At 64.2% G+C, this 24,841-nt stretch carries 18 protein-coding genes; 3 read left to right on the top strand and 15 right to left on the bottom strand.

Annotated features, from left to right (window positions below):
• Positions 1–635 precede the first annotated feature (635 nt).
• Positions 636–1,577 (top strand): alpha/beta hydrolase, encoded by a 942-nt coding sequence (locus tag ASF90_RS09020; protein ID WP_236699256.1) that lies wholly within the window; start codon positions 636–638, stop codon positions 1,575–1,577.
• A 276-nt stretch (positions 1,578–1,853) separates the two neighbouring features.
• Here the strand turns inward: ASF90_RS09020 and tkt are convergent, their stop codons facing one another.
• The 13 genes from tkt to ASF90_RS08955 all read right to left on the bottom strand — a co-directional run bounded on the left by tkt (position 1,854) and on the right by ASF90_RS08955 (position 19,053).
• Complete coding sequence (tkt, locus tag ASF90_RS09015; RefSeq protein ID WP_055848685.1) at positions 1,854–3,854, bottom strand: transketolase; 2,001 nt, start codon at positions 3,852–3,854, stop codon at positions 1,854–1,856.
• A gap of 236 nt (positions 3,855–4,090) precedes the next feature.
• Positions 4,091–5,371: a dicarboxylate/amino acid:cation symporter gene (locus tag ASF90_RS09010; protein WP_115513753.1), complete on the bottom strand. Its 1,281-nt coding sequence runs from the start codon at positions 5,369–5,371 to the stop codon at positions 4,091–4,093.
• Between the two features lie 1,315 nt (positions 5,372–6,686).
• Positions 6,687–8,465 (bottom strand): BatD family protein, encoded by a 1,779-nt coding sequence (locus ASF90_RS09005; RefSeq protein WP_055848679.1) that lies wholly within the window; start codon positions 8,463–8,465, stop codon positions 6,687–6,689.
• Positions 8,462–10,291, bottom strand: a complete 1,830-nt coding sequence (locus ASF90_RS09000) for a tetratricopeptide repeat protein (protein ID WP_055850295.1) — start codon at positions 10,289–10,291, stop codon at positions 8,462–8,464. Before ASF90_RS09000 ends, ASF90_RS09005 begins: the two co-directional genes overlap by 4 nt.
• Positions 10,288–11,295 carry a VWA domain-containing protein gene (locus ASF90_RS08995; RefSeq protein ID WP_055848677.1) on the bottom strand — a complete coding sequence of 336 codons (1,008 nt, stop codon included), beginning with the start codon at positions 11,293–11,295 and terminating at the stop codon, positions 10,288–10,290. Before ASF90_RS08995 ends, ASF90_RS09000 begins: the two co-directional genes overlap by 4 nt.
• A complete protein-coding gene (locus ASF90_RS08990) occupies positions 11,292–11,753 on the bottom strand; it encodes a DUF4381 domain-containing protein (RefSeq protein ID WP_055848674.1) in 462 nt (153 codons plus the stop codon). Before ASF90_RS08990 ends, ASF90_RS08995 begins: the two co-directional genes overlap by 4 nt.
• 2 nt (positions 11,754–11,755) lie before the next feature.
• On the bottom strand, positions 11,756–12,718 hold the full coding sequence (locus ASF90_RS08985) for a DUF58 domain-containing protein (RefSeq protein WP_055848671.1): 963 nt from the start codon (positions 12,716–12,718) through the stop codon (positions 11,756–11,758).
• Positions 12,719–12,740: 22 nt separating this feature from the next.
• Positions 12,741–13,760, bottom strand: a complete 1,020-nt coding sequence (locus tag ASF90_RS08980) for a MoxR family ATPase (protein ID WP_055848668.1) — start codon at positions 13,758–13,760, stop codon at positions 12,741–12,743.
• Between the two features lie 288 nt (positions 13,761–14,048).
• Complete coding sequence (locus ASF90_RS08975) at positions 14,049–15,998, bottom strand: type IV pilus secretin PilQ family protein (RefSeq protein ID WP_055848665.1); 1,950 nt, start codon at positions 15,996–15,998, stop codon at positions 14,049–14,051.
• A 19-nt stretch (positions 15,999–16,017) separates the two neighbouring features.
• Positions 16,018–16,551 carry a pilus assembly protein PilP gene (locus tag ASF90_RS08970; protein WP_055848662.1) on the bottom strand — a complete coding sequence of 178 codons (534 nt, stop codon included), beginning with the start codon at positions 16,549–16,551 and terminating at the stop codon, positions 16,018–16,020.
• The gene (locus tag ASF90_RS08965; protein ID WP_055848659.1) at positions 16,548–17,213 is read right to left on the bottom strand and encodes a type 4a pilus biogenesis protein PilO; all 666 of its coding nucleotides are present in this window, start codon (positions 17,211–17,213) and stop codon (positions 16,548–16,550) included. Before ASF90_RS08965 ends, ASF90_RS08970 begins: the two co-directional genes overlap by 4 nt.
• Entirely contained in the window at positions 17,210–17,995 is a 786-nt protein-coding gene (locus ASF90_RS08960) for a PilN domain-containing protein (protein WP_055848656.1), read from the bottom strand. The genes ASF90_RS08965 and ASF90_RS08960 overlap by 4 nt, the downstream gene beginning before the upstream one ends.
• A complete protein-coding gene (locus tag ASF90_RS08955) occupies positions 17,995–19,053 on the bottom strand; it encodes a pilus assembly protein PilM (protein WP_055848653.1) in 1,059 nt (352 codons plus the stop codon). The genes ASF90_RS08960 and ASF90_RS08955 overlap by 1 nt, the downstream gene beginning before the upstream one ends.
• A gap of 119 nt (positions 19,054–19,172) precedes the next feature.
• Between ASF90_RS08955 and ASF90_RS08950 the strand changes: the two genes are divergently transcribed.
• The gene (locus tag ASF90_RS08950; RefSeq protein WP_115560172.1) at positions 19,173–21,698 is read left to right on the top strand and encodes a penicillin-binding protein 1A; all 2,526 of its coding nucleotides are present in this window, start codon (positions 19,173–19,175) and stop codon (positions 21,696–21,698) included.
• Between the two features lie 504 nt (positions 21,699–22,202).
• Positions 22,203–22,850: a hypothetical protein gene (locus ASF90_RS08945; protein WP_055848645.1), complete on the top strand. Its 648-nt coding sequence runs from the start codon at positions 22,203–22,205 to the stop codon at positions 22,848–22,850.
• A gap of 171 nt (positions 22,851–23,021) precedes the next feature.
• Here the strand turns inward: ASF90_RS08945 and ASF90_RS08940 are convergent, their stop codons facing one another.
• Positions 23,022–24,311 (bottom strand): citrate synthase, encoded by a 1,290-nt coding sequence (locus tag ASF90_RS08940; protein ID WP_039409911.1) that lies wholly within the window; start codon positions 24,309–24,311, stop codon positions 23,022–23,024.
• A gap of 229 nt (positions 24,312–24,540) precedes the next feature.
• On the bottom strand, positions 24,541–24,783 hold the full coding sequence (locus ASF90_RS08935) for a type B 50S ribosomal protein L31 (RefSeq protein ID WP_010364531.1): 243 nt from the start codon (positions 24,781–24,783) through the stop codon (positions 24,541–24,543).
• Positions 24,784–24,841: the final 58 nt, after the last annotated feature.

Raw genomic sequence — 24,841 nt, 5'->3', positions numbered from 1 at the left:
GGAATGATTCACATTTTAAATAGGCAACGCCAGGGTCGGCCGGCAGAAAGGCCGGCCCAAGCGAACGCCACAGCAAGGTTTTGCGCCTGCCAGCGGCCTCGACCGGTACACGCTCCTCGGTCAAGCGGACAGCACATCGAGGCGTCACTCGCATGCAGCACGCACACATCGGCGCACTGAACTGGCTGCAGCGCTAGCGCGCGAAAGCGGTGCACTGGTCGGCGACGCTTACGGAGCGCGATCACAACGGCCTGGTCAGCACGGCCATCGCCACCGCTGACACCTGCGCCGCATCGCCTTGCCATCGCAGACCCCAGTCCCACGCGAGTCGCAAACTGATCAGCGTAGTGGCGTGTAGGTACGAGCGAGGACCAGCGATCAACCGATAGATCGCGCACTGCTGCGATCTGCATTGCAGCAGGACTCACGCTGCGGTGATACTCGGATGAGCGCCGCAGGACTGGCTTTGCGTAGCGCAAACACGCAGCACCACGAGGGATCGCATGAAGAAGACTTGGAAGGGTGGCGCGCTGTTGCTGCTTTGCGCCTCTGCTGTCGTCGACGCACACGCGGAAGAAGTCGCAGTGAGCGCTGCCTGCCAGCAGCCGGGTACCAGTGTTGCGGAATCCGGCCTTGTGCAGATCGGCGGCATCGCGCAATGGGTCACCATCGACGGGCAGGATTGCCGCAACCCGGTCGTGCTGATCGTGCACGGCGGGCCGGGCAACCCCAATACGCCCTTTGCGCAGCAGTTGTTCGGCAGCTGGACGCAGCACTTCACCATCGTGCAATGGGATCAGCGCGGCGCAGGCAAGACCTACGCTGCCAGCACGCCGGCCGATGGCGACACGTTGACCGTGCAACGGCTGAGCGAGGATGGCGTGGCGATCGCCCGCTATGCCGCGCAACGGCTGGGCAAGCGCACGTTGATCCTCATGGGTGGCTCATGGGGGTCGGCGCTGGCGGTCAACATCGCCATGGCGCAACCGGACCTGTTTCAGGCCTATGTCGGCACCGCGCAACTGGCCAACTACCAGGACGACATGGCGGCGAGTTACGCAAAGACATTGCAGCTGGCGCGCGCGGCCAGCGATACCGAGGCCATCGGCAAACTGGAAAAGATAGGCCCTCCGCCGTGGATCAACCCACGCAACTTCGGCATCCTGCGGCGTCTGACACGTACCTACGAAGCGCTGCAGACCGAGCCTGCGCCCGCGGGCTGGTTCACCTTCGCGCCGGACTACGACACGCCGGAATACCGCGCCGCGTACGAGGCAGGAGAGGATTATTCGTTCCTGCAGTTCGTCGGTCTGCACGGCGACGGCATGGGCCCGGGCATCGATCTGCGCACACTGGGAACCCGCTTCGCCATGCCGGTCTATCTGTTGCAGGGCGACCAGGACCTGGTCACGCCAGCAGAGGTCAGCAAAGCCTATTTCGATGCGATTTCTGCCCCGAGCAAGGCGTTTTTGCCGCTACCGCGCACCGGGCACGACCCCAACCCGACCATGATGGACGCGCAGTTGAAGGTACTGGAACGGATTCGTGCAGAGACGCTGGTGAAGCACGCGCGCTAGGAGCGGGACGCCACTACTGCACGGCCATCCGGCGGCCTGGTGCTGCGTGGTGCAGCACTCTTGCATCACCGGCATGCCGCGACTGCTTGCCCCACGCGTAGACGCGTTCTGCAACGCAGACCCGCCACCTGGGCATTGCGCCCTCTCAGCATCACAAGGGCCGGGAGCCGCAACCGATTCCGCAGCAATGCGCGCATCCAACGATGACGTCACTGGCAGCCACAACGAAAAACGCCGGCATTGGCCGGCGTTTTTCTTATCCGCAACGCTGCGCGCTTACAGCGCCTTCGCCGCCTGCACCACGTGCTCGGCGGTGATCTTGAAGTACGCGTACAGCTGATCGGCCGGGGCCGAGGCGCCGAAGGTGTCGATACCGACCACATCGCCATCCAGGCCGACATACTTGCGCCAGAAGCCAGTCACACCCGCTTCCACCGCCACGCGCTTGCGCACTGCATTGGGCAACACCGATTCGCGATACGCCGCATCCTGGCGATCGAATACATCGGTGGACGGCATCGACACCACGCGTGTCTTCAAACCGGCCGCATCCAGCGTCTTCTTGGCTTCCACCGCCAGGCCCACTTCCGAACCGGTGCCGATCAGGATCACGTCCGGCGTGCCGCCTTCCGCGTCGGCCAGCACGTAGCCACCGCGTTCGATCAGCTTGATCTGCTCGGCGCTGCGCGGCTGGTGCTGCAGATTCTGGCGGCTGAAGATCAGGCAGCTCGGGCCGTCCTTACGGGTGATTGCGGCCTTCCAGCTCACCGCCGACTCAACCGCATCGCCCGGGCGCCATACATCGTTGTTGGGGATGTAGCGCAGCGATGCCAGGTGCTCCACGGGCTGATGGGTCGGGCCGTCTTCGCCCAGGCCGATCGAGTCGTGCGTGTACACGTGGATGGCATGCGCCGGATTCAACGCGCTCATGCGCACGCCATTACGCGCGTAGTCGCTGAACACCAGGAAGGTGGCGTCGAACGGAATGAAGCCGCCATGCAGCGCCAGACCATTGGCAATGGCGGTCATGCCGAACTCGCGCACGCCGTAATACACGTAGTTGGCATCCGGGTCGTCGGTGGCCACCGACTTGCTGGCCTTCCACAGGGTCAGGTTGGAATGCGCCAGATCGGCCGAGCCGCCGATCAACTCGGGCAGCAACGGCGCAAACGCTTCGATCGCCAGCTGCGAGGCCTTACGCGAGGCGATGGTCTGGCCGTCTTCCTGCGCCTTGGCGATGTAGGCATCGGCCTGGGCGATGAAGTCGGCCGGCAGCTCGGCGTGCGAGCGACGGGTCAGTTCGGCAGCTTCGGCCGCGTACTGCTTGCCGTACTTGTCGAACAACTGCTCCCACTCGGCCTGACGCAGCGTGCCAGTGCCACCTGCGCGCCAGCCGGCGTAGATTTCTTCGGGAATTTCGAACGGACCATACGGCCATTCCAGCGCCTTGCGGGCACCTTCCAGCTCTTCCTTGCCCAGCGGCGCGCCGTGCGAGGATTCCTTGCCGGCTTTGGTGGGCGCACCGAAGCCAATTTTGGTGCGGCAGCAAATCAGGGTTGGCTTGTCGCTGTTTTCCAGCGCCGCTTCAATCGCCGCCTTGATCTTGTCGGCATCATGCCCGTCCACATCGCGGATCACGTGCCAGCCGTACGCTTCGAACCGTGCCGGTGTGTTGTCGTTGAACCAGCCATCGGTGTTGCCGTCGATGGAGATATGGTTGTTGTCCCAGAACGCGACCAGCTTGCCCAGGCCCCAGGTACCGGCCAGCGAGGCGGCTTCGTGCGAGATGCCTTCCATCAGGCAACCGTCGCCCATGAACACCCAGGTCCGGTGGTCGACGATCTGCAGCTCCGGACGGTTGTAGCGCTGCGCCAGCAACTTCTCGGCCAGCGCAAAGCCCACTGCATTGGCGAAACCCTGCCCCAGCGGACCGGTGGTGGTCTCCACGCCGGGGGTTTCGCTGCGCTCGGGGTGGCCGGCGGTCTTGCTGTGCAACTGGCGGAACTGCTTGAGCTGCTCGATCGGCAGGTCATAGCCGGTCAGGTGCAGCAGCGCGTACTGCAGCATCGAGCCGTGGCCGTTGGACAGCACGAAGCGGTCGCGGTTGAACCACTGCGGGTTGTTCGGGTTGTGCCGGAAATAATCGTTCCACAGCACTTCGGCGATATCGGCCATGCCCATGGGCATGCCGGGATGGCCAGACTTGGCGGCTTCGACCGCATCTGCGGCGAGAAAACGGATGGCGTTGGCCAGCTGGCGGCGGGTGGGCTGGGTCATGGGCGTCTATGGAAGCGGAGGGGAACACCGCTGGAAGCGGAGACCCCTATTCTCCCACAGAGCGTGTTAGCGGGGCCGGGATTGGGGGGTGCGGGAATGGAGAATTGAGAATGGGGAATCGGATGCAGTGTTGCAGCTTGGCGGCTAACGCCGCTCGCACCGCAGTCACCGCTGCGACGGAACCTCACATCACCCGTCCCGATCGCACCAGCCCGCTCTTCCCCATTCCCCATTCCCTATTCCTCGCCCTTGGCCACCAGGGTCGTCAACGCCAGATCGCCAGTGACATTGAGTGCGGTGCGGCACATGTCCAGGAAATGGTTCACACCCAGGATCATGCCGATGCCGACCGGGTTGACCCCGACCATGGCGCAGATCAGCGCCACCACCGGCAGCGAGCCCGACGGCACGCCGGCGGTGCCGATCCCGCCCAGGATGCACACCAGCATCACCATGAACTGCTGGCCGATGCTCAGGTCGACATTGAAGAACTGCGCCAGGAAGATCACGGTGACGCCCTCGAACAGCGCGGTGCCGTTCTGGTTTGCGGTGGCGCCGACGGTGAGCACAAAGCGCGACACGCGCGGCGGCAGGCCCATTTCATCGGCCACGCGCAGGGCGGTAGGCAGGGTTGCGTTACTGGAGGCGGTGGAGAACGCCATCATCGTGGCCTCCTGGGTCTGCTTGAAGAAGCCCAGCGGCGAGCGCCCGGCAAACTTCACCGCCAGCCCGTAGCTGACCACCATGTGCAAGCCCAACGCCAACACCACCACGCCCACGTAGGCGCCCAGGCGGATCAGCAGATCGAACCCGAACAGCGCGGCCAGGTTGAACATGAAGCAGGCCACCGCATACGGGGCCAGACGGATCACCAACCCGATCAAGGTCATCGAAATTTCGAAGATGCCTTCGATGCCGCGCTTGAGCGTGGCGACCTTTTCGTCGGCGGTCAGCACCATGCCGACGCCGAACATCACTGCAAAGAACATCAGCGACAGGATCGCGCCATTGCTCGAGGCGGCCGCGACTACGTTGTTGGGAACGATCGACAACAGCATGTCCATGCCCTGCGGCTGGGTGCCGGAGCTGGAGATGATCTCGCGGGTGCGTTCGGCGTTTTCCTGGATCAGCTGATTGGCCAGCTGCGGGTCCACGCCCGCACCGGGCTTGAGCACATTGACCAACACCAGACCGAGCAGCACCGCGATGCCGGACAACACGACGGTGTAGCCCAGCGTGCGCCAGCCCACGCGGCCTAGCGCGCGGATGTCGCCCATCTCGGAGATGCCCATCACCAGTGCCGAAAACAACAGCGGCACGATCAGCATGAAGATCAGATTGAGGAAGATCTGCGAGAACGGCGTGGTCACGTACTTGGTCGCCAGGCGCACCCACTCGGCATCGCTGCCGGCCAGATAGTAGACGGCCAGACCCAGCAATAGGCCGACGGCGAACCCAATGCCCATCTTCCAATGCAGGGGCAGGCCCGGGCGGCGTGCGGCTGGGGATGCAGTCATCTGGTGGGCCTTGATCTGGACACAAAGGCCGGAGCTTAACAAACGCCATCGAGGCAGCCACGCCGCGCTGCACCTGCCCGAGGGTAGGTGTACCTCTCAAGGGCAGTTGCTGCGAGCGTTGCGACGGCAACACACGCATCGCGCGCAAGGCCTGGCAGGTCCGGCCAGTGACCGGCTCGGCTTGAATCAGGAAGCGATTCCCCTACTGCTGCACGCGCTTGTACTGCAGCACGCGCTGGTGGGTTGCTTTGTCGAATGCTCGCGCTTGGATGCTCGTGTCGATGCAGGCTGCCATTGCGCTTGGCGCTTGGCGGTTGGCGCCGGGGCCTGGGACTTTGGGCTTGGCATCAACTCATTTCACTGCGGCTGAGGCTTTGAGCTTTGACACCGGATAACTCTTCTAAAGCCAAGCCGGTCGAGGGCGCGATGCCCTCACCACTTCCGGGACACGCCGTAAATCCGTCCTTGGAGGCTCGGTGGCAGCATCCATGCCGCCACACGGTCCCGCAAGCGGCAAGGACACCGCACCATGACGTTGGTCGGTGTTTGCCTGAAAAAGCTGATCGCAGCGCGTGGCACGCTAGCTTGCCGATGCAAGCAACTGCGTTATCGACTTCAACAAACGTAGGCGCAAAAAGGTAGCGCTAGCGAGCGCCATGGATCGCAGAGCGAACTTACGCATTGCTCGCCCATGCACACCGACCGACGCAACTGGCCCTTGCCCGCTTACCGTCGCGGGACCTTTGGCGGCATGGATGCCGCCAAAGAGCCTACACGGACGTACTTGCGGCGTGTCCCGCGATGGTGGGTGGGCAAGGGCCCTGCAGCGAAGTGGCCGTTGATCTGCTTGCGTTGGAAGGATGACAAAACTCGCCGTTATCCGAACGCAGGCGTCATACCTTGCTTGCACCATGCACACCGACACTATTGATTGGTCCTTGCCCGCTCACCGTCGCGGGACCTTACGCGGCATGGATGCCGCGTAAGAGCTTACAAGGACGTACTTGCAGCGTGTCCCGCGATGGTGGGCGGGCAAGGGCCTCGCAGCCAAATCGCAGCCGCAACGCCTTGTTTTCGGCAACGCAGCTGATCGCAGGAACCAGGAGCTGCAAACAAAACGTAGCAAGCAGTTTTCAGGTACATGCGTCGACGACGCGCTTAGAACCGAAGTGTCCGAATGAGACCTGAGTTCAGAGCGCCAGCCGCACCGACTGGCGACTGCACACGCGTTGTTAACTGCTCTGAGAGCCACAGCGATGCACAACTAAGGCGCCGCTTCATGACCTGTCGGCCTGCGCCGATGCCGCGCAGGCGATCAAGTCGCTGGCGGATACAACGGCGCCAGCACCTCAGGTTCTGCAGCGCTCGCGTGCCGCCAGCGAGGCCCCTTGGCAAAGGCCTCGCGCAATGCCGCACGCGCGCCCGCCACATCGCCATCGCCGCCCCAACGGGCGCGCTGCATGCGTGCCACCGCAACGCGCTGGGCAGGATCCGCCAGCGCCGACAACACGCTGTCGATATCGGCCACGCCAGCCATGCCGCACAGCACGGTAGCCACATCGTCCATGCCACCGCTATCCAGCGCGCGGCGCAACTCGGCCACGCCATGCGTCACGCGCCGGCCAGGCGCGGGCGCATCGCCGCCGTTGGCACTGGGAGCACTGTGCAAGCCACCGCGCTTACGCAACAACGCCCACACCAGCGTGACGACCCATAGCAACGCAAAACCCAGCGCCGCAGCGATCCAGCCCCATGGCCGTTGCGCGGGCAGTGGTGGCTGCAAACTCAGCGTGCCAGCCGTGGGCACGGGCGCTGCAGCAGTGCTCGACGGGCTTGCGGCGGGCGCAGGCGCAGGCGCCGCGAAAGCGCCACTCCCCGCGGCCACGTCCAAGGTCAGATCCGGCACCGAGGCCGTCTTTGCCGCGCCCGCACCGACGTCCCACCACGCCACCTGCAGACCGGGCACGACCAACGGGCCGGCGCGGTTGGGCACGATCGAATAGCGACGGGTCAGCCGCAGCTGCGGCGAGCCGTCCACAAAACGTTCTTCGTATTGCGGCGGCTCGGCGAACACCTGCGCATCGGGCACGCTCGGCGTGGGCAACTCGGGGAACTGTGCCTGGGTAGCGCCACGCGCGCTGGCTTCCACCACGAACTGCGTCGCTTCCCCGGCGGTTGCGCGTTGCGGCGTGGCCGTATAACGCAGCTGCAGGCTACGCAGCGGCAGCCACGGCTGCGGCGCAGTGGCCGGCTGCGCGCGCACCTGCAGCGGAATGCTGGCGCTGCGCGCACTCAGTTCGCCATTGCCACGACCGAAATAATCATCGAAGAAACCGCCCGCCGAGCGGCCATTGAAGCGCGCCGACGGCAACAGCAAGCGGCCGCTGCGCTCGGGCACCAGCAGATAGCGCCGCTCCACCACGTTGTACTGCCGTCCGTTGACCAGCTTGACCGAACTGACGTCATCGCCGATGCGTTGCAGCGATGCGCCATCGGGCGCTTCCAGATCGAGCTCGCCGGAGGCCAGCTGATTGGCGAAGTACAACCGCACCACCACGCCCACACTTTGCTGCACGTAGGGCTGCGGGTCGTCCACCTGCGTCTGGACGAAGACCTCTTCATTGCCCTGCGCTGCGCTTGGCTCGCTGGCAGCAGCGCTGCCGTTGCCGTTGCCACCACCACTGCGATTTCCAGTGCTATTGCTTGCCGGATCGTTCGCCGAGGCCACCACCTGCAGTCGCAGCGGCTCGGTGCGTTCGTTGCCGACCCGGATCGCGGGCACGATCAGCTCGCCGCTCTTGCGCGGCGTCAACACCACGCCGAATAACGCGCGTACCGTTACCGACCCGTTGGTCACCTGCATCTGCTGATTGGCGCTCTTGGCGCCCAGCGCAAAATCGTTGCGCAACGGTGTGTAATCCGGATCGACGCCGCGCTGGTCGGTTTCGATATTCAACATGACCACGTCGCCGGCATTGGCGCTGTCGCGGTCCAGCCAGGCGCGCGTGACCGCACCCACCGGTGTGCAAACGAACAACATCATGCTCGCCAGCATGCCGATCGCACCGCGGCGCAAGTGGTGTGTGCCGATCATCGTCCGTCCCGTTGTCTGCGTTCGTATTCCAGCCTGAATTTGGTGCGCAGCAGGCTGCCCGGATCGTCCGGCACCCGCCGTAACCACGCATCCACTGCCTGACGTTGCTCGCGCTGCTCCGGCGTCTCGCTTGCCATCGCGGCCTCCGGCTTGCCTTTCGCATCGGCGCCCTTGTCGCCGGCCTGCGCCATGGCTTGCTGCATCTTGCGACGCTGCGCCTCGTCGGCCTGCTGCTGCGCCTTTGCATCGGCCGATTGCGGTGGCGTGTCTTGCTTGCTTTGCTCGCCCTTGCCGTCCTTGGACGATTGCTGCTGCGACTTGCCGTCCTGCGGTGTCTGCGCGTCGGACGGTGGATCCTTGCCGTCCTGCTTGCCTTGCTCACCTGGGGTGTTCTGCCCATCTTTGCCGGCGTTTTTAGCGTTCTGCTGGTCTTGCCCGGACGACTCCTGACCGGGCTTGTTCTTGCCCGACTGGTTCTGATCCTTGGACTGGCCTTTGCCATCCTTGTCGTTCTGCTGCTGGCGCTTGCGCGCTGCATCGACCGCCGCGCGATTGGCGATCGCATCGGCCTGCTTGGGATGCTGCTTGAGCGCACGATCGTAGGCCGCAATCGCCTCGTCGTACTGGCCTTGTCGCGCCAGCGCATTGCCCAGGTTGTAAAGCCCCTCGTCGGTCGGCACGCTTTCGAATGCCTTTTGCGCAGCGGCAAAATCGCCCTTGCGGTACGCCTGCACGCCGGCATCCAGGCGCTGCTGCTGCACCTGATCAGCGCGCTGCCACAAGGTGCCGTCGGCCGCCTGTGCAGGCTGCGCCAGCGGCAACACGCACATCAACGCGACCATCGCCACGACTGCGCGGCGTCGAAACGCCAACAGCGAAAACAGCATCACCGGCAGCACCAGCCAGTAGCCTTCGTCGAGCCAGGTCTTGCCGCCGTTGGCTTCTGAGGTTTCATCGGCCAGCGGCTGTTGCGCGGGATCGAGCACCCCCAGCGCTTGCAGATCGGCGTCGTCCGGCGCGATGCGCGCGTAGCGCCCGCCGCCCTGCCCGGCCAGGTCGCGCAGGCTTGCCTCATCCAGTTTTGCCTGCGCGATCTCGCCGCTGCCGGTGCGGTAGGCGGCGCCACGTGGGCTGCCTACGCCGAGTGCGGAAACATGGAACCCACCTGCGCGTGCGGTGCGTGCGGCGCTTTCCGCCGAGCTGTCGGCGCTATCGCTGACCAGCAGGATATCGCCCTGTTTGAAGCCCGCCTGCTGCAACAGCCGGGCGGCTGCATCGATGGCCCTGTCGGCACGTTTGCCGTCCACCGGCATCACCGATGGCGACAGCGCATCCAGAAACAGCGCCACGTTGGCCGCGTCTTCGGTCAATGGCGCAACGGTAAAGCTTTCGCCGGCATAGACCAGCAGCGCCACGTCGCCGCCAGCGCGCTTGCGCAGCAGCGTGGCAAGTTTGGCGCGGGCCTGCAGCAGGCGCGATGGCGGCAGATCGGTCGCATTGCTGCTGGACGACAGATCCAGCACCACCACCAACGGCATACTCGATTGAAACACCGGGCGCTCGATCTGCCGCCAGCTCGGCCCGCTCATCGCCACCACCGCAAGCGCATAGGTCAGCGCGGCCAGCACGAAGCCCCACCAGCCCCGCCGGCCACCGGCAACCAACAAGGCCGGCAACAAATGCGCGTCCACGCTGTTGCGCCACACATTGGCGCTGCGTCGACGCAGGTGCCACAGCAGCGCTGCCGGCACGATCAGCAACAGCGCCCACAGCCAATCCGGGCGCAGCAGATGCAGTGTGGCCAGTCCTTCCGACAGCGCGTTCATCGCCATCTCCGCGGCAGTACGTAAGCAAGCAAGGCAATCAGCAAGGCTGCGCCCAACGGCCAGTAATAGCGCTCCACACGCGGCTGCACCGACGGGCCGACCGCCTTCACCGGCTCCAGTCGATCCAGCTCGGCATAGATGCCGGCCAGCTCTTCGGTATCGCGGGCGCGGAAGAAGCGCCCACCGGTCTGCTCGGCAATCTTGCGCAAGCCCGCCTCATCGATATCGTCGTTGCCGCCTGCCGGGATCGGCACGCCGAACAACGAGTAACCGCCGCGACCGCCGAAGGCGATGGTGTGCACACGCACGCCCTCTGCCTTGGCCAATTCGGCCGCCTTCAACGGATTGAGCACACCGGCGGTATTGACGCCATCGGTGAGCAACACCACCACGCGCTGGCCCTGTTTCTGTTCGCGCAGCCGTTTGACCGACAACGCGATCGCATCGCCAATGGCGGTCTCGCGCCCGGCCAGCCCCACCACGCTGTCGGCCAGCTGGTCGCGTACGGAGGTCAGGTCGGCAGTGAGTGGTGTGAGCGCATAGGCGCGCTGGCCGAAAACCAGCAGGCCGACGCGGTCGCCGTTGCGCCGATCCAGAAAGTCCGACAACACCGCCTTGGCGGCGGTGAGGCGATCGACCACATTGCCGCCAAGCACCATGTCCGGCTCGCTCATGCTGCCGGACAGATCCACCGCCAGCATCATCTGCCGCGCCTCGCGCGGCGGCTGGATCACCTCACCCAATTGCTGCGGACGCGCCAGCGCGGCGCACAACAGAAACCAGCCCAGCCATGCCAGCCAGCGCGGCATGCGCAAGGCGGGCACGCGCCGTGCCTGGGCGACTGCATGCAATTGATCGGCATACGGCACACGTAGCGCGGCCGTGTCGGCACGGCGCTGCGGCCAGAACCACATCAGCAGCGGCAGCGGCATCAACCACCACGCCCATGGCCACGCGCAATGCGCCAACGCGTCCTGCCATTGCGACCACTGCAGCCAGTTCATCGCTGGCCCCGCATCAGCCGCAAGAAACGTTGCCGCGCCAACGCCTGCACGGCATCCAGATCGGTCACTGCCGGTGCGCGTTGAAACCCACCTTCGAGCAAGGCCCGTCCTGGCCCCTGCGAAAACGCCTGGGTCTTGCTCTTGCGCCCGTCCAGAAACCGCAACCACGCCTCGCCCTGGAAGCGGTCGGCCTGCGTATCCACCGTGCGCGCCGCGCGGCGCAACAGCATCGACAAGGTCGCCAGGCGCTGCGCAGGCGTCGTCGCACGCTGCAGCTCGGCATCGAAGGCAGCCAACCAGCCGCGCTGCTGCCGACGACGACGCCACCACCAGAACCACGCACCAACCAGCATCAGCACGACCACAGCGATCACCAGCCACCACCCCGGCGCCAACGGCCACCACGACGGCGACGGCGGCAGATGGACATCGCGCAGCGGAAGCGACTGCGGTGCCATCGTCATGCGCCCCGCATCAGCGTACTGCCGCTCAACCACGCATCGCTGGCATCGTCGGTAGACAGCCGATGCAAGCGCACGCCACGCGATCGCAGCGTCGTGGCCAGCTGTTCCAGCGGCGCGACGAACTCGGCCTGCCAGCGCGCACGCGCGGCCTGGCTTCCGAGGTCCACCGCAATGCGCTCGCCTCGCACATCGAAGCTCAGCGCCCGCGCCGGCGGCGACAGTTCCAGGGGATCGACCAACACGATCACCACCACCTCGTGATGCAACGCCAGACCAGACCAGCGCGTCGCAGAAATCTTGCTCGCACTTCGCGCATCGGCCAGCACCGTCAGGCGCGCACCAGGACGCAGCAGGCGCGCCGCATGGTCCAACGCAACCTCCAGCCCGGCATCGCCAGACGGCGGCTGCGCATACCAGCGCGCCAATGCATCCAGCACCGGCAGCACACCGCGCTGACCCGACCGAGGTGCAATCGGTGCTTCGCTGGCGGTACCCCGCAACGCGGCAATCCGGTCGCCCTGCCGCTGCGCCAGCCATGCTGCCACCGCGCCAGCGCGCGCCGCCTGCACCGACTTGTAGCGCACCCGCGTCCCGAAAAAGAGCGCAGGCGAGGTATCGGCAACGATCAGACTCAAGCGTTCGCGCTCGGCCTGAAACAATTTGGTATGCGCACGCCCGGTCCGTGCGGTGACGCGCCAATCGATATGCCGCGCATCGTCGCCGGCGACATATTCGCGCGACTCGGCGTACTCCATCCCACGCCCGCGGGTGGTGGCCGGCACTGGCCCCACCAACCCATGTCGGCCACGCCCCGGCTGCCCGCGATGCAACGCAGTGCCACGCAATGCGATCAACTCGGCAAGGCTTGGGCGCAGGCCATCGCCGGCAACGGACGAAGCGGGATGTGCGGGGGAGGAAGACGGCATCGAAGACATCGGAGTCGGGCGAGAGGGCAGCATCCCTCGGCAACCCGCTGCCCGATCAGGGCAGCGGAATCTTGTCCAGCAACGCAGCAACCAGGCGTTCGCCATCCCAGCCTTCCGCCGTGGCTTCGTAACTGGGCAACACGCGGTGGCGCAGCACGTCCGGCGCGATGGCGCGAATGTCGTCCGGGGTCACGTAGTCGCGCCCGGCCAGCCACGCACGCGCACGCGCGCAGCGCTCCAGTGCAATCGAGCCACGCGGGCTCGCGCCCCAGGCAATTCGCCGCGCCAATGCAGGGTCGTAACGTTGCGGATCACGCGAGGCCAGCACGATTTCGATCAGATAGCGCTCGAGCTGTGGCGCCAGATGCACATCCAGCACCACACGTCGTGCGGCGAAGACGTCTTCCAGCGGAATCTTGTCCGGCACGGTCTCGTGCTTTTCCAGCGTGTCGCGCGCCGCTTCGCGTGCCAGACGCAGGATTTCCGCCTCCGCGTCGGCCTGCGGATAACCGATGCGCACATGCATCAGGAACCGATCCAGTTGCGCCTCGGGCAACGGGAACGTGCCTTCCTGCTCGATCGGGTTCTGGGTCGCCATCACCAGGAACAGCTGCGGCAACGCATAGGTATGACGACCGACAGTGACCTGCCGCTCCCCCATCGCTTCCAGCAACGCAGACTGCACTTTGGCGGGCGCGCGATTGATCTCGTCGGCCAGCAGGATGGGATGGAAGATCGGCCCTGGCATGAACTCGAAACGGCTGTCCTGCGGACGCCAGATCTCGGTACCGGTCAGATCGGAGGGCAGCAGGTCAGGAGTGAACTGCACCCGCGCGAAGTCGGCTTCCAGTCGCGAGGCCAGCGCACGGATCGCGGTGGTTTTGGCCAACCCTGGCGCGCCCTCGACCAGCAAATGGCCATCGGCCAGCAAGGCGATCAGCAGCCGCTCGACCAGCGCAGACTGACCGACGATGCGCTGCGCCAATGACTCGCGCAGAGAAGTGAATTGACGATGCAGCCGGTCCTCGGCGGGCGCGGCAGCGGCTTCGGGGGGCAATAGCGGCGGTGCGTTCATAGGACCAGTGTGACCGATTCGAACGCAATTGGTTCACTTGCCGATGGCGAGAGGTTCAGTGAGTGACCGGGGTCATGCTCCTACCCAAGCCATAGCGAGCGTGACCATTTACCGGTTAACAGCGCAGGGCAAACCTGAGAAGCAGAGATCTGGATAGATGATCACACGATCATCAGACTATGCATACACCGCGCTCGGATGCGCGCTTGGCAGCACTCAAGCAGTCTCTAAAAAGTAGACCCTGAAAAAGAAGAAGGCCGCTTTCGCGGCCTCCTTCATGCATTGCGTTCAGCGCGCTGCGCTTGCCACTCGCAATACCTTTGGGGTGACAAAGACCAACAACTCGGCCTTCTCCTTGCTGCGCCCACGCTTCTTGAACAGATTGCCCAGGAATGGGATATCGCCCAGAAACGGCACCTTCGACACGCTTTCACGATCTGTGAATTCGTATACACCACCGATCACTACCGTCTCGCCATCACCCACCAATACTGCCGTATTGACTTCCCGACGGTTAATTTCCGGCACGGTACCGTACTGCGGCAGGTCGATAAATCGCGCAACCTCATCCTTTTTGACATTCATATTTAAGAACACGCGATTGTCGTTCGTAATCGTCGGCGTGACCTTCAGTTCAAGCAGGACTTCCTTGAACTGCACGTTAGCCTGCGAGCCGCCGCCTGCAACACCTGCACCGCTGATCGTTACATAGCCGATTTCGCGACCCTGCTTGATCACACCCTCGCGCTGGTTGGCGGTCACGATGCGCGGATTGGAAACGACTTCGCCGCGCCCTTCTTCCTGCATCGCCGACAGCTCGATATCCAGGTTGAAGTTAGAACCCAACAAGGTATAGGCGAGACCCGCCGCACCACTGTTCGTGAAGCCTCCTGCCCCAAGATCGAGATTCAGCCCGGACGGAAACAGATGCGCCGGCAACGTCGTCTGTGTGCCGCCATTAGCACGCTCCAGGCGAGCTTGCGCAGAAGTGTTGAGGTAGTTGACGTTACTTTCCAGCGAGCCGCTGAGGATACCCCGGCCAGTCGCGCCCGTGACACCAAAGCGCGCACCAAGATCCCGCGCAAACGTATCAGTCGCAATCACGATCCGGCTTTCGATCAGCACCTGATCCACCGGGCGATCGATATGCGAAATCAACTCGCGCATCTGCGCGACCTTCTTCGGAATATCACTGATCATCAAGGTGTTGGTGCGCTCGTCCGCCACCAAACGGCCGCGCGGTGATAGGAACCCATTGTCCTGCTGACCGCCACCGCCACCGCCACCACCCTGACCGCCACCACCACCACCGCCACCAATCCCCTTCGCCTCAGTCAGCGCTTTAAAGATCACAGCAGCATTGTGGTAATTGATCTGCACGTAGTCGGTGATCAAATCCTCGCGGTTTTCGATCGCGATGCGGGCGTCTTCCTTGTCCTGCTCGAACTTGGCCAGCTCCGGCTGCGGGGCGACCCACACCACGCCACCGTCGCGGCGCTTGTCCAGGCCCTTGGCCCGCAGCACGATGTCCAGCGCCTGATCCCACGGCACGTTCATCAAGCGCAGCGTGACATTGCCCTGCACGGTGTCGGAGGCGACGATGTTGAGATTGGATTCCTCGGCGATCAGCTGCAGCACGGTGCGCACCGGCACGTCCTGGAAGTTGAACGTCACCGGGCGACCGCTGTAGCCGCGCGCTGCAATCTGCGCGGCGGCCTGGGTCACCGCTGCCGAGCTCACGCCGCCGACGGCCGGCTGGCCCTTGCGCGGGGTGATCTCGACCACGTACTCGTTACCGGTCTGGTAGGCCAGCGAGTCGAACGCACCCTTGGTCGACAGCACCAGCTGCGAACCCGAGCCAGACGGCTTGACCTCCACCCGCTGCACCGGCGTTGCGAAGTCGGTGACGTTGAGGGGGCGCTGCAGTTCCGGCGGAAGCTTGGCGTTGCTGATATCCACCAGCACGCTGTCGCCCTGGGTGCGCAGGTCCGGGCTGGCGCCCTGACCGTCGAACTTCAGGATCAGACGGCCAGCGCCATCTTCGCCGCGTTTGAAATCGATCTTGGACACCGTCAGGCTCGCCGGAGCGGCCTTGGCCGGATCCTGCGCAGGCTGGGTCAGCGCGGCGGCTGCGAACGAGCTGCCACTGGCCAGCGCCAGCGCTAATCCCAACGCGCAAGCCTGGAGCATCGCGTGGCGCCGAACCGGACGCAGCCGCTGTGCATTGGAAAACGTCATCGTGCTATCCCCTATCACTTTATTGATCATCCAATGCGAGTGCGGCCGGCCGTTCAAGCCATCCACCCGCACCGTCCGGCACAAGTTCAATCAGCTCGATGCGGTCTTCGTAGACCCCGGTTACCCGGCCATCGCTCTGTCCCAGATACACACCCGGCCGCACCCGGTACGTCACCTTGTCCGGTGCCATCACCAGCGCGATCAGACCCGAGCCGCCTCCAATGGTCCCCACCATGTCGAGGGCGTCGAGCGGGAAGGCTTCCAACGGTTCCTTGCGCCGGTTCGGATCGGGCCGCGTGCCATTGCTGCCTTCCGCAGTCACCCACGCATCGCTGAACGGGTCGCGCATCACTTGTGCTGCGTATTCGAATGTCTCGAACTGCTGCATCACCGGCAGCGGCTCCAGCGGTGGCGCAGGACGCGCACGCACTTCGGCCACCCAGGCATCTAGATTCGGCGCATCGCCGGGCGTGCTGGTCACGCCACGCGTACACGCCGGCAATACTGCAATTAGCGCCACGCAGGACAATATCTTGAGCAATTTCATGGTCATTGGCCGCCCTTCTTCGCAGCGTCGGCCGCAGCCTTCTCCTGCACGGCCATTTCCTCATCGTCTAGATAACGATAGGTCTTGACCGTGCCGGACAGCTCCAGTGCACCGCGCGGCGTGATGCCGGCCTTGGCATCCCTGGGCTTGAGGTTGATGTCGTGCATGGTCAGGATCACCACGCGCGGCAGCGAGGCCACGCCGCTGACGAAGGCACCGAACTGGTGGTAGCTGCCCACCATGCGCAGAGCGATCGGCTTCTCGGCGTAGAACTCCTTCGGCGATTCCGGACCAGGCTGGAACAACTCGTTCGACAAGCCGCTGGACAGCGCGGTCTGCGAAATGTCGATGATCAGATCCGGCATTTCGGTCTTGCTGGGCAGCTGACGCAGCATCTGCTGCAGCACCTGTTCCATCTGCGCGAGCTGCTGTTTGAGCGGCTCCAGATTCACCGCCCGCCCCTGCTGGGTCTCGAACTCGGTGCGCAGCTGGGATTCGGTGCCTTCCAGTCCTTCCAGTTCATCGCGTTTGCTGCTGATCAACAGGAACCAGGCCAACACCATGATGAACAGCCCGACCAGCACACAGAACACGATGCGCGCCTGCTGCGGCCAACCGCCGATGTTGTTGAAGTCCAGATCGCTGAGCTTGAATGATTTCTTACTCATGACGCCGCCCCCTCCTGCGGCCGATTGGCAGGCGCCGGCGCTGCCTGCGGTGCAGCTGCAGGTGCGCTCGGCGGCGTTGCTGGCGCAGGCGCCGCTGCCGGAGCAGCAGGCGTCGTACCGGCCGGCGTTGCACCTGGTGCGGCAGTACCCGGCGCAGCCGGATCCACCACCGCGGGCGCGGCGCCGTTCTTGTCAGTCTCGTTCGGGTTGGCCAGCTTGACCTTCAGCGTGAACACGTACGGCAACGCCTTGGTGTCCATCGACGAAGCCGCAGGCTGGCCCGCCGCCTTGTCCTGGCTCTTGGCCTCGATGATCGACAGGTCCGGATTGGTCATCCAGCCCGAGCCTTCCAGATTGCGCATGTACGCACTGACGCGCGCATTGGACTGCGAGCGACCTTCCAGGGTCAGGATGTCGCCGTCCTGCTTGATGTTGGTCAGCGCCACGCCATCGGGAATGGTGCGGACCAGCGAATCGAACAGGTGCACCATCTGCGAGCGGTTGGCCTGCAGTTCTTCGATCACCTTCTTGCGGGCGAGCAGACGGTCCTTTTTCTTGTCGAGTTCCTTGATCTCTTCGTTCTGCGCCTTGACCTTGTCGATCTCGGCGGTCAGGAACGCATTGCGCTCGGTCTGCCCACTGATCTGCCCGTCGTAGTAGAACCAGATCAGCGCCGACAACAACACGCCGCCCAACGCGGCGAAGCCCAGCATGGAATAGAACTCACGCTCGCGCGCCTTCCGGCGCTCGGCGCGCCAGGGCAATAGATTGATTCTTGCCATCAGTCAAAGCTCCTCAGGGCCAGGCCGGTGGCGATCATCAATGCAGGCGCATCCAGCGCCAGCGCGTGGGCCTGAACCTTCGGACCCAGCGTCATCTGCGCGAGCGGGTTGGCGACCACGGTGGTCACGCCCAACTGCTCTTCCACCATCTCCGGCAGGCGCGACAGCGCGGCGCAACCGCCAGCCAGCACGATGCAGTCGACGCGATTGAACTCGCTGCCCGCATAGAAGAACTGCAGCAAACGGCTGATCTGCTGCACCGTCGCTTCCTTGAACGGCTCCAGCACTTCGACCTCGTAGCTCTCCGGCAACCCGCCCTGACGCTTGGCCAGGCCGGCCTCTTCGTAGGTCAGGCCATAGCGGCGCATCACTTCGTCGGTGAGCTGCTTGCCGCCGAACACCTGTTCGCGGCTATACAGGCTACGACCGGAGCGCAGCACGCTCAGCGTGGTCATGGTGGCGCCGATGTCGACCAGGGCCACCACCGCATCGGCGGCCACCGGCAGTTCGCTAGCGACCAGGGCAAAGGCGTTTTCGACCGCGAAGGCCTCCACGTCCATCACCTTGGCGGTCAGACCACCGAGTTCCAGCGCCGATTGGCGCAGTTCCACATTCTCCGAGCGCGAGGCGGCCAGCAGCACCTGGACCATGTCCGGGCTGTTGGGCATCGGGCCGAGCACCTCGAAGTCGAGATTCACTTCCTCGATCGGGTACGGAATGTAATTGGTGGCTTCCAGTTCGACCTGGGCCTCCAGATCGCTGTCGTCCAGATCGGCCGGCATCGGGATCAACTTGGTGATCACCGCCGACCCGGCCACGGCCGCAGCGGCATTCTTTGCCTTGCTGCCGGAGCGGTTGATGGCGCGGCGAATGGCTTCGCCCACCGCCTCCACTTCGACGATGTTCTTTTCCACGACCGCATTCGGCGGCAATGGTTCCACCGCGTAATGTTCCACGCGATAACGGTTCCCGCTGCGCGACAGCTGCAAGAGCTTCACGGCAGTAGAACTAATGTCGACACCAATGAGTGGCGACTGACTCTTGGGTAAAAGCCCCACGGTAACTCCCCTGCCGACGGGCACTTGGACGCATGTCTGCGCCCTCGTATTAATAATCAAATTTTAACAGTTGACAAGCCCTTCACGCGCCAGGCAATGACCTCGCGAACGTGACCCCAGTGCTGTCTTCTGCGATCCCCAGAGTTCGGCCCCAGCCAAACTCGGCGTCATCTATACTCTGTGGCCAAGAAATCTGCAATCGGAATCTCTCTTACATGCCCCGTATTCGCCGTTGGCTGGGCTGGATCCTGGCCACGCTCGTTGTGCTCGCACTGCTCGGCGCTATTGCTGCCGGCGGCCTGTATTACGCCATTTCCTCGAAGTTGCCGGACGTGCAGTCGCTCAAGCAGGTCGAGCTGCAGGAGCCGATGTACGTCTACTCCAGCGACGGCCGGCTGATGGCCGTCTATGGCGAGACCCGGCGCTACCCGATCCAGATGAAGGACGTGCCGCTGCGCTTGAAGCAGGCCTTCCTGGCGACCGAGGACGCGCGTTTCTACGAGCACGGAGGCGTGGACTACAAGGGCATCGCCCGCGCAGTGTGGCTGCTGGCCAGCACCGACGCCAAGCGCGTGCCGGGCGGCTCGACCATCACCCAGCAGGTGGCGCGGCAGTTCTTCCTCAGTTCCGAATACAGCTACACCCGCAAGCTGGCGGAGATCCTGCTGGCGCGCAAGATCGAGAGCGAGCTGAGCAAGGACGAGATCTTCGAGCTGTATCTCAACAAGAGCTTCTTCGGCAACCGCGCCTATGGCGTCGGTGCCGCCGCCGAGTACTACTACGGCAAGAAGATGAGCGAGTTGAGCCTGGACGAGATGGCCTCGCTGGCCGGTATCCCCAAGTTCCCGTCCAGCGGCAACCCGATCAGCAACCCCGAGCGCGCGCGCGAACGCCGCGACTACTACGTGCTGCAGCGCATGGCCGACCTGGGCTTCGTGACCCAGGCCGAGTCCGACGCCGCCAAGGCGGTGCCGATGCACGCCAAGCCGCACGAGCCGCCTGTCGAGGTGTACGCCCCGTACGTGGCCGAGCTGGTGCGCCAGGAGATGATCGCCAAATACGGCGGCGATGTGCTCAACAAGGGTTACCACGTCACCACCACCATCGATTCCACCTTGCAGACCGGTGCCGATGCTGCGATCAGCGAAGGCCTGCGCCTGTACGACCACCGCCACGGCTGGCACGGTGTGGAGCAGCATTTCGATGTTGCCGCCGATGCGGATGCGCCGGCATTGGCCAAGCATCTGTCGGGCGTGTTTACTCAGGGCGGCCTGCGCGCAGTGATCGTGGCGCGCACCAATGCCGACGGCGGCGTCACCGTCGTGCAGAGCGACAAGACCGAGCTGACCCTGCCGGCCAGCGCCAGCCGCTGGACCAACAAGACACCGGCCAAGTTGCTGACGCGCGGCGACCTGACCCGCATCCGTGCCGGCGAGAAGGACGGCGAATGGATCATCGACCAGCTGCCGCGTGGCCAGGCGGCGCTGGTGTCGCTGGATGCCAACAGCGGCGCACTGCGCGCCCTGGTCGGCGGCTTCAGCTTTGCCGGCAACAAGTTCAATCGTGCCACCCAGGCGCGGCGCCAGCCCGGCTCCAGTTTCAAGCCTTTCGTGTATGCCTCGGCGTTCGAAAAAGGCTTCAACCCGGCCTCGATCGTACTGGATGCGCCGGTGGTGTTCCGCGATCGTCGCGGCAAGACCTGGTCGCCGCAGAACGACGGCGGCGGCTTCCGCGGCCCGATGCGTCTGCGCGAGGCGCTGGTGCAATCGCGCAACCTGGTGTCGGTGCGCCTGCTGGATGCGATCGGCGTCGACTTTGCACGTAAATACATCAGTCAGTTCGGTTTCCAGGAAGCCGAGTTGCCGCCCAACCTGTCGATGTCGCTGGGCACCGCGTCGCTGACGCCGCTGTCGGTGGCGCGCGGCTACGCAGTGTTCGCCAATGGCGGCTCGCGCGTGGACACCTGGATCGTGGACGAGGTGAAAGATCGCGACGGCAATGTGGTGTTCAAGGAAGTGCCGGCGGTGGCCTGCCGCACCTGCGCGTTGCAGGGCGGCACCGCCGCGCCGGTGAGCCAGGTAGTGGACGGGTTCAACTTCGGCGCGCAGGCGCCGGCCACGCCGCCCGCGGCTCCGGCTGCCGATGCAGCACCGACGCCAGCAGAAACCGCGCCAGCGGCAATCGCCGAAACCAAGATCGCACCGCGCGCCATCGATGCGCGCACCGCTTACCAGCTGGTGTCGATGATGCGCGACGTAGTCCAGCGTGGCACCGGCACGGCGGCCAAAGTGCTGGGACGCGAAGACGTAGGCGGCAAGACCGGCTCGACCAACGATCACCGCGATGCCTGGTTCTCCGGCTTCGGCGGCCCGTACGCCACCACCGTGTGGGTGGGCCGCGATGACTTCCGTTCGTTGGGCTATCGCGAGTACGGCGGCAAGGCCGCACTGCCGATCTGGATCGACTACATGCGCGTGGCACTGAAGGACAAGCCGATCGCCGCCAACGACCCGCCCGAGGGCATGACCCAGGCCACCATCAATGGCGCGGTCGAATGGGTCAAGAACGAAGATCTGGATCGCCTGCAGGATTACGACTACGGCCTGCAGGAACAGCAAGACGAGAAGGCCTTCGATATCTTCTGACGGCGGGGATCGGGAATCGTGAGTGGGGAATCGTGACGGCGTGGCTGTCCGGTTCCCCATTTTTTTGGGCGCACATTTTTGGGTAAGTAGCTCAAGCTGCACGAGTCACCCGTGAGTGGCGCTGGAGCAGGGCGCGACGCGCTGCTTAGTTACCAGTCCTGGCTGGGCGGACATAGCCGGCGACGCTACACACTGTCCCTTGCTACGCACCAGCCCGGTCGCCAACGCACTGCCCGGACCGATCTTTTGCGCGAGCCGGCAAGGCCAGCAGCTGTTCGACCACGCACTATCGCGACTCGCTGCAGGCCTGGTTGCCGGCGCGGCAGCGCCTGCATCTCACCGGTTGATACCCTCCTCCCGAAGCCGCGGCCGTGCCCTCCGACACGCAAGGTATCGGCATCGCGCTGCTACGCGATCGCTTCCTCGGAGGGGCCGGGAAGCATTCGCCACGTTTTCATGCGGCTGTTGTAGAGTCGAGCTCAGGTTCATCAGGGGAGCCCGGTCATGCATCACGCACGCCAACACGCCGATACGCGCACCCGAGAACGCCGTCATCGGCTCGCCCACGAGGCCGCCAGATTGATGGCAGAAGGCGGTATCCGCGACTTCCACCAGGCCAAGCTCAAGGCTGCCAGCCGGCTCGGCATCCATGACGACGCATCGCTGCCGCGCAATCGCGAGATCGAAGACGCACTGCGCGAGTACCAACGTCTGTTCGCCGGGCCAGACCACGCAGCGCGGTTGCGTCAACGCCGAGAAGCCGCCTTGCGTGCGCTGGATTTTCTCCGCCCATTCCAGCCGCGGCTGACCGGCCCGGTCCTGGATGGCACCGCCGATGCGAACGCCCCGGTACAACTGCAGCTGCACAGCGACGATCCGGACGCGGTGCAGCGGTTTCTGGAAGAACACCGCATCCCTGCCGAGGCGCGCACGCGCCGTCTGCGACTGGACCGCGAGCGTAACGGCGACTTCCCGGTCTGGCTGTTCAGTGCCGAGGAACTGACCTTCGACCTGACCGTGCTGCCTTACGACGCCCTGCGCCAGGCGCCGCTGTCGCAGCTGGACGAAAAACCGATGCCACGCGCCTCGGCTGCACAGCTGCGGCAGTTGCTTGCCGAACAGGAGAGTGCCGCCTACCAGCAGCGGGACTGAGCGCACGCACTCCATTGCTGAGCGCGCCATCAGCACTCACCCGAAAGATTGCGCGCTACGTTTTTCCAGCCCTTCTTGGCAAGCGCGCCCTGTTCCACTAAACGCACCAGGCCACAACGAAAACGCCCCGCAAGTGCGGGGCGTTCGTTTACGCAGACGACTTTGAGCCGATTAACGCTTGGCGCTGTCGGTGTAGTCGCGCTTGTCGTAGCCGGTGTAGATCTGGCGCGGACGGCCGATCTTCATTTCCGGGTCGACCTGCTGCTCCAGCCAATGCGACACCCAACCGGCGGTGCGCGCGATGGCAAACATCACGGTGAACATTTCCACCGGGATATTGAGCGCCTTGTAGATCAGGCCCGAATAGAAGTCGACGTTCGGATACAGCTTGCGCTGCACGAAGTAGTCGTCCTTCAATGCGGCTTCTTCCAGCTTCAATGCCACTTCCAGCAGCGGATCGTTGACGCCCAGCTCACCCAGCACCTTGTGGGTCATCTCGCGGATGATCTTGGCGCGCGGGTCGAAATTCTTGTAGACGCGATGACCGAAGCCCATCAGACGGAACGAGGAGTTCTTGTCCTTGGCCTTGGCCACGGCCGACTCGACGTTATCGGCAGTGCCGATTTCTTCGAGCATCTTCAACACCGCTTCGTTGGCGCCGCCGTGTGCCGGGCCCCACAGTGCGGTGATGCCGGCAGCGACCGACGCATACGGATTGGCACCGGTCGAACCGACCAGACGCACGGTCGAGGTCGAGGCATTCTGCTCGTGATCGGCGTGCAGAATGAACAGCAGGTCCAGCGCCTTGGCGACAACCGGGTTGATCTCCAGCGGCTCGCTCGGCACTTCGAACATCATGTGCAGGAAGCGGTCGACGTAGTTCAGATTGTTGCGCGGATAGCGGATCGGCCAGCCGATCGAGTAACGATACGCCGCAGCCGCCAGGGTCGGCACCTTGGCGATCAGACGGATGGCGGCCTGACGGCGCTGCTCCGGATCGTTGAGGTCCAGGGTGTCGTGGTAGAACGCCGACAGCGAGGCGACCGAACCGGCCAGCATGGCCATCGGGTGCGCATCGTGGCGGAAACCGCCGAGGAAGTTCTTCAGCGACTCGTGCATCATCGTGTGATGCGTCACTTCGTGGTCGAACTTCTTGAATTCGTCCGCCGTGGGCAGTTCGCCGTTCATCAGCAGGTACGAAACTTCCAGGAAGCTGGACTTCTCGGCGAGCTGTTCGATCGGATAGCCGCGGTACAACAACACGCCGTTGTCGCCATCGATATAGGTGATGGCCGACTTGCAACTGGCGGTGGCGGTAAAGCCCGAGTCGTAGGTGAACAGACCGGTTTCTTTGGTCAGCTTGGAAATATCGACGCAATCATTGCCCAACGTGGGCTTGAGAACCGGCAGAACAACCGACTTGTCGCCGGCGTTGAGCGTGACCTGATCAAGATCGGACACTGTGTACGCTCCTTCAGTGGAAGGCGCCTGATCCCACATGGGCAGGCACGTGATGGAAGTCCAAGGCATCGCCTCGGATCACGTCATTATCGCACAGCAGCATTTTGGCCGTCGCTTGGACAGAAGTCGTAGACGCACCTGTCGGGACCACGCAAACGAAGCGCCCACGCCCCAAAAAACAACGGCCGCGCAATGCGCGGCCGTTGTCGGTACAGCCCGTCCTGCAAGTTCAGCGCGCGTAGCGCTTCTGGAACTTGTCGATACGGCCGCCGGTGTCGATCACCTTGTGCTTGCCGGTATAGAACGGGTGCGACGCGGAGGAAATTTCCACCTTGATCAGCGGATATTCCTGGCCGTCTTCCCACTTCACGGTCTCTTTCGAGCCCATGGTGGAACGGGTCAGAATCTTGAAATCGGACGTCACGTCGTGAAAGACGACGTCTTTGTAGTTGGGATGCACGTTATCTTTCATGGACTTGGCGCCGGGCTGCCTGGATAAGCCGGTCATTATAGCGGCCTGCATCCGCCCG

Origin of the sequence: Xanthomonas sp. Leaf148, from assembly GCF_001423585.1 — a bacterium.
Taxonomy (GTDB): Bacteria; Pseudomonadota; Gammaproteobacteria; order Xanthomonadales; family Xanthomonadaceae; genus Xanthomonas.
This window is presented reverse-complemented; position numbering and strand designations above follow the sequence as displayed.

Excerpts from the sequence above, each read along its gene's own strand:
- tkt (WP_055848685.1), bottom strand. The coding sequence starts at position 3,854 with ATGACCCAGCCCACCCGCCGCCAGCTGGCCAACGCCATCCGTTTTCTC.
- ASF90_RS09010 (WP_115513753.1), bottom strand. The coding sequence starts at position 5,371 with ATGACTGCATCCCCAGCCGCACGCCGCCCGGGCCTGCCCCTGCATTGG.
- ASF90_RS09005 (WP_055848679.1), bottom strand. The coding sequence starts at position 8,465 with ATGATCGGCACACACCACTTGCGCCGCGGTGCGATCGGCATGCTGGCG.
- ASF90_RS09000 (WP_055850295.1), bottom strand. The coding sequence starts at position 10,291 with ATGAACGCGCTGTCGGAAGGACTGGCCACACTGCATCTGCTGCGCCCG.
- ASF90_RS08995 (WP_055848677.1), bottom strand. The coding sequence starts at position 11,295 with ATGAACTGGCTGCAGTGGTCGCAATGGCAGGACGCGTTGGCGCATTGC.
- ASF90_RS08990 (WP_055848674.1), bottom strand. The coding sequence starts at position 11,753 with ATGGCACCGCAGTCGCTTCCGCTGCGCGATGTCCATCTGCCGCCGTCG.
- ASF90_RS08985 (WP_055848671.1), bottom strand. The coding sequence starts at position 12,718 with ATGCTGCCCTCTCGCCCGACTCCGATGTCTTCGATGCCGTCTTCCTCC.
- ASF90_RS08980 (WP_055848668.1), bottom strand. The coding sequence starts at position 13,760 with ATGAACGCACCGCCGCTATTGCCCCCCGAAGCCGCTGCCGCGCCCGCC.
- ASF90_RS08975 (WP_055848665.1), bottom strand. The coding sequence starts at position 15,998 with ATGACGTTTTCCAATGCACAGCGGCTGCGTCCGGTTCGGCGCCACGCG.
- ASF90_RS08970 (WP_055848662.1), bottom strand. The coding sequence starts at position 16,551 with ATGACCATGAAATTGCTCAAGATATTGTCCTGCGTGGCGCTAATTGCA.
- ASF90_RS08965 (WP_055848659.1), bottom strand. The coding sequence starts at position 17,213 with ATGAGTAAGAAATCATTCAAGCTCAGCGATCTGGACTTCAACAACATC.
- ASF90_RS08960 (WP_055848656.1), bottom strand. The coding sequence starts at position 17,995 with ATGGCAAGAATCAATCTATTGCCCTGGCGCGCCGAGCGCCGGAAGGCG.
- ASF90_RS08945 (WP_055848645.1), top strand. The coding sequence starts at position 22,203 with ATGCATCACGCACGCCAACACGCCGATACGCGCACCCGAGAACGCCGT.
- ASF90_RS08935 (WP_010364531.1), bottom strand. The coding sequence starts at position 24,783 with ATGAAAGATAACGTGCATCCCAACTACAAAGACGTCGTCTTTCACGAC.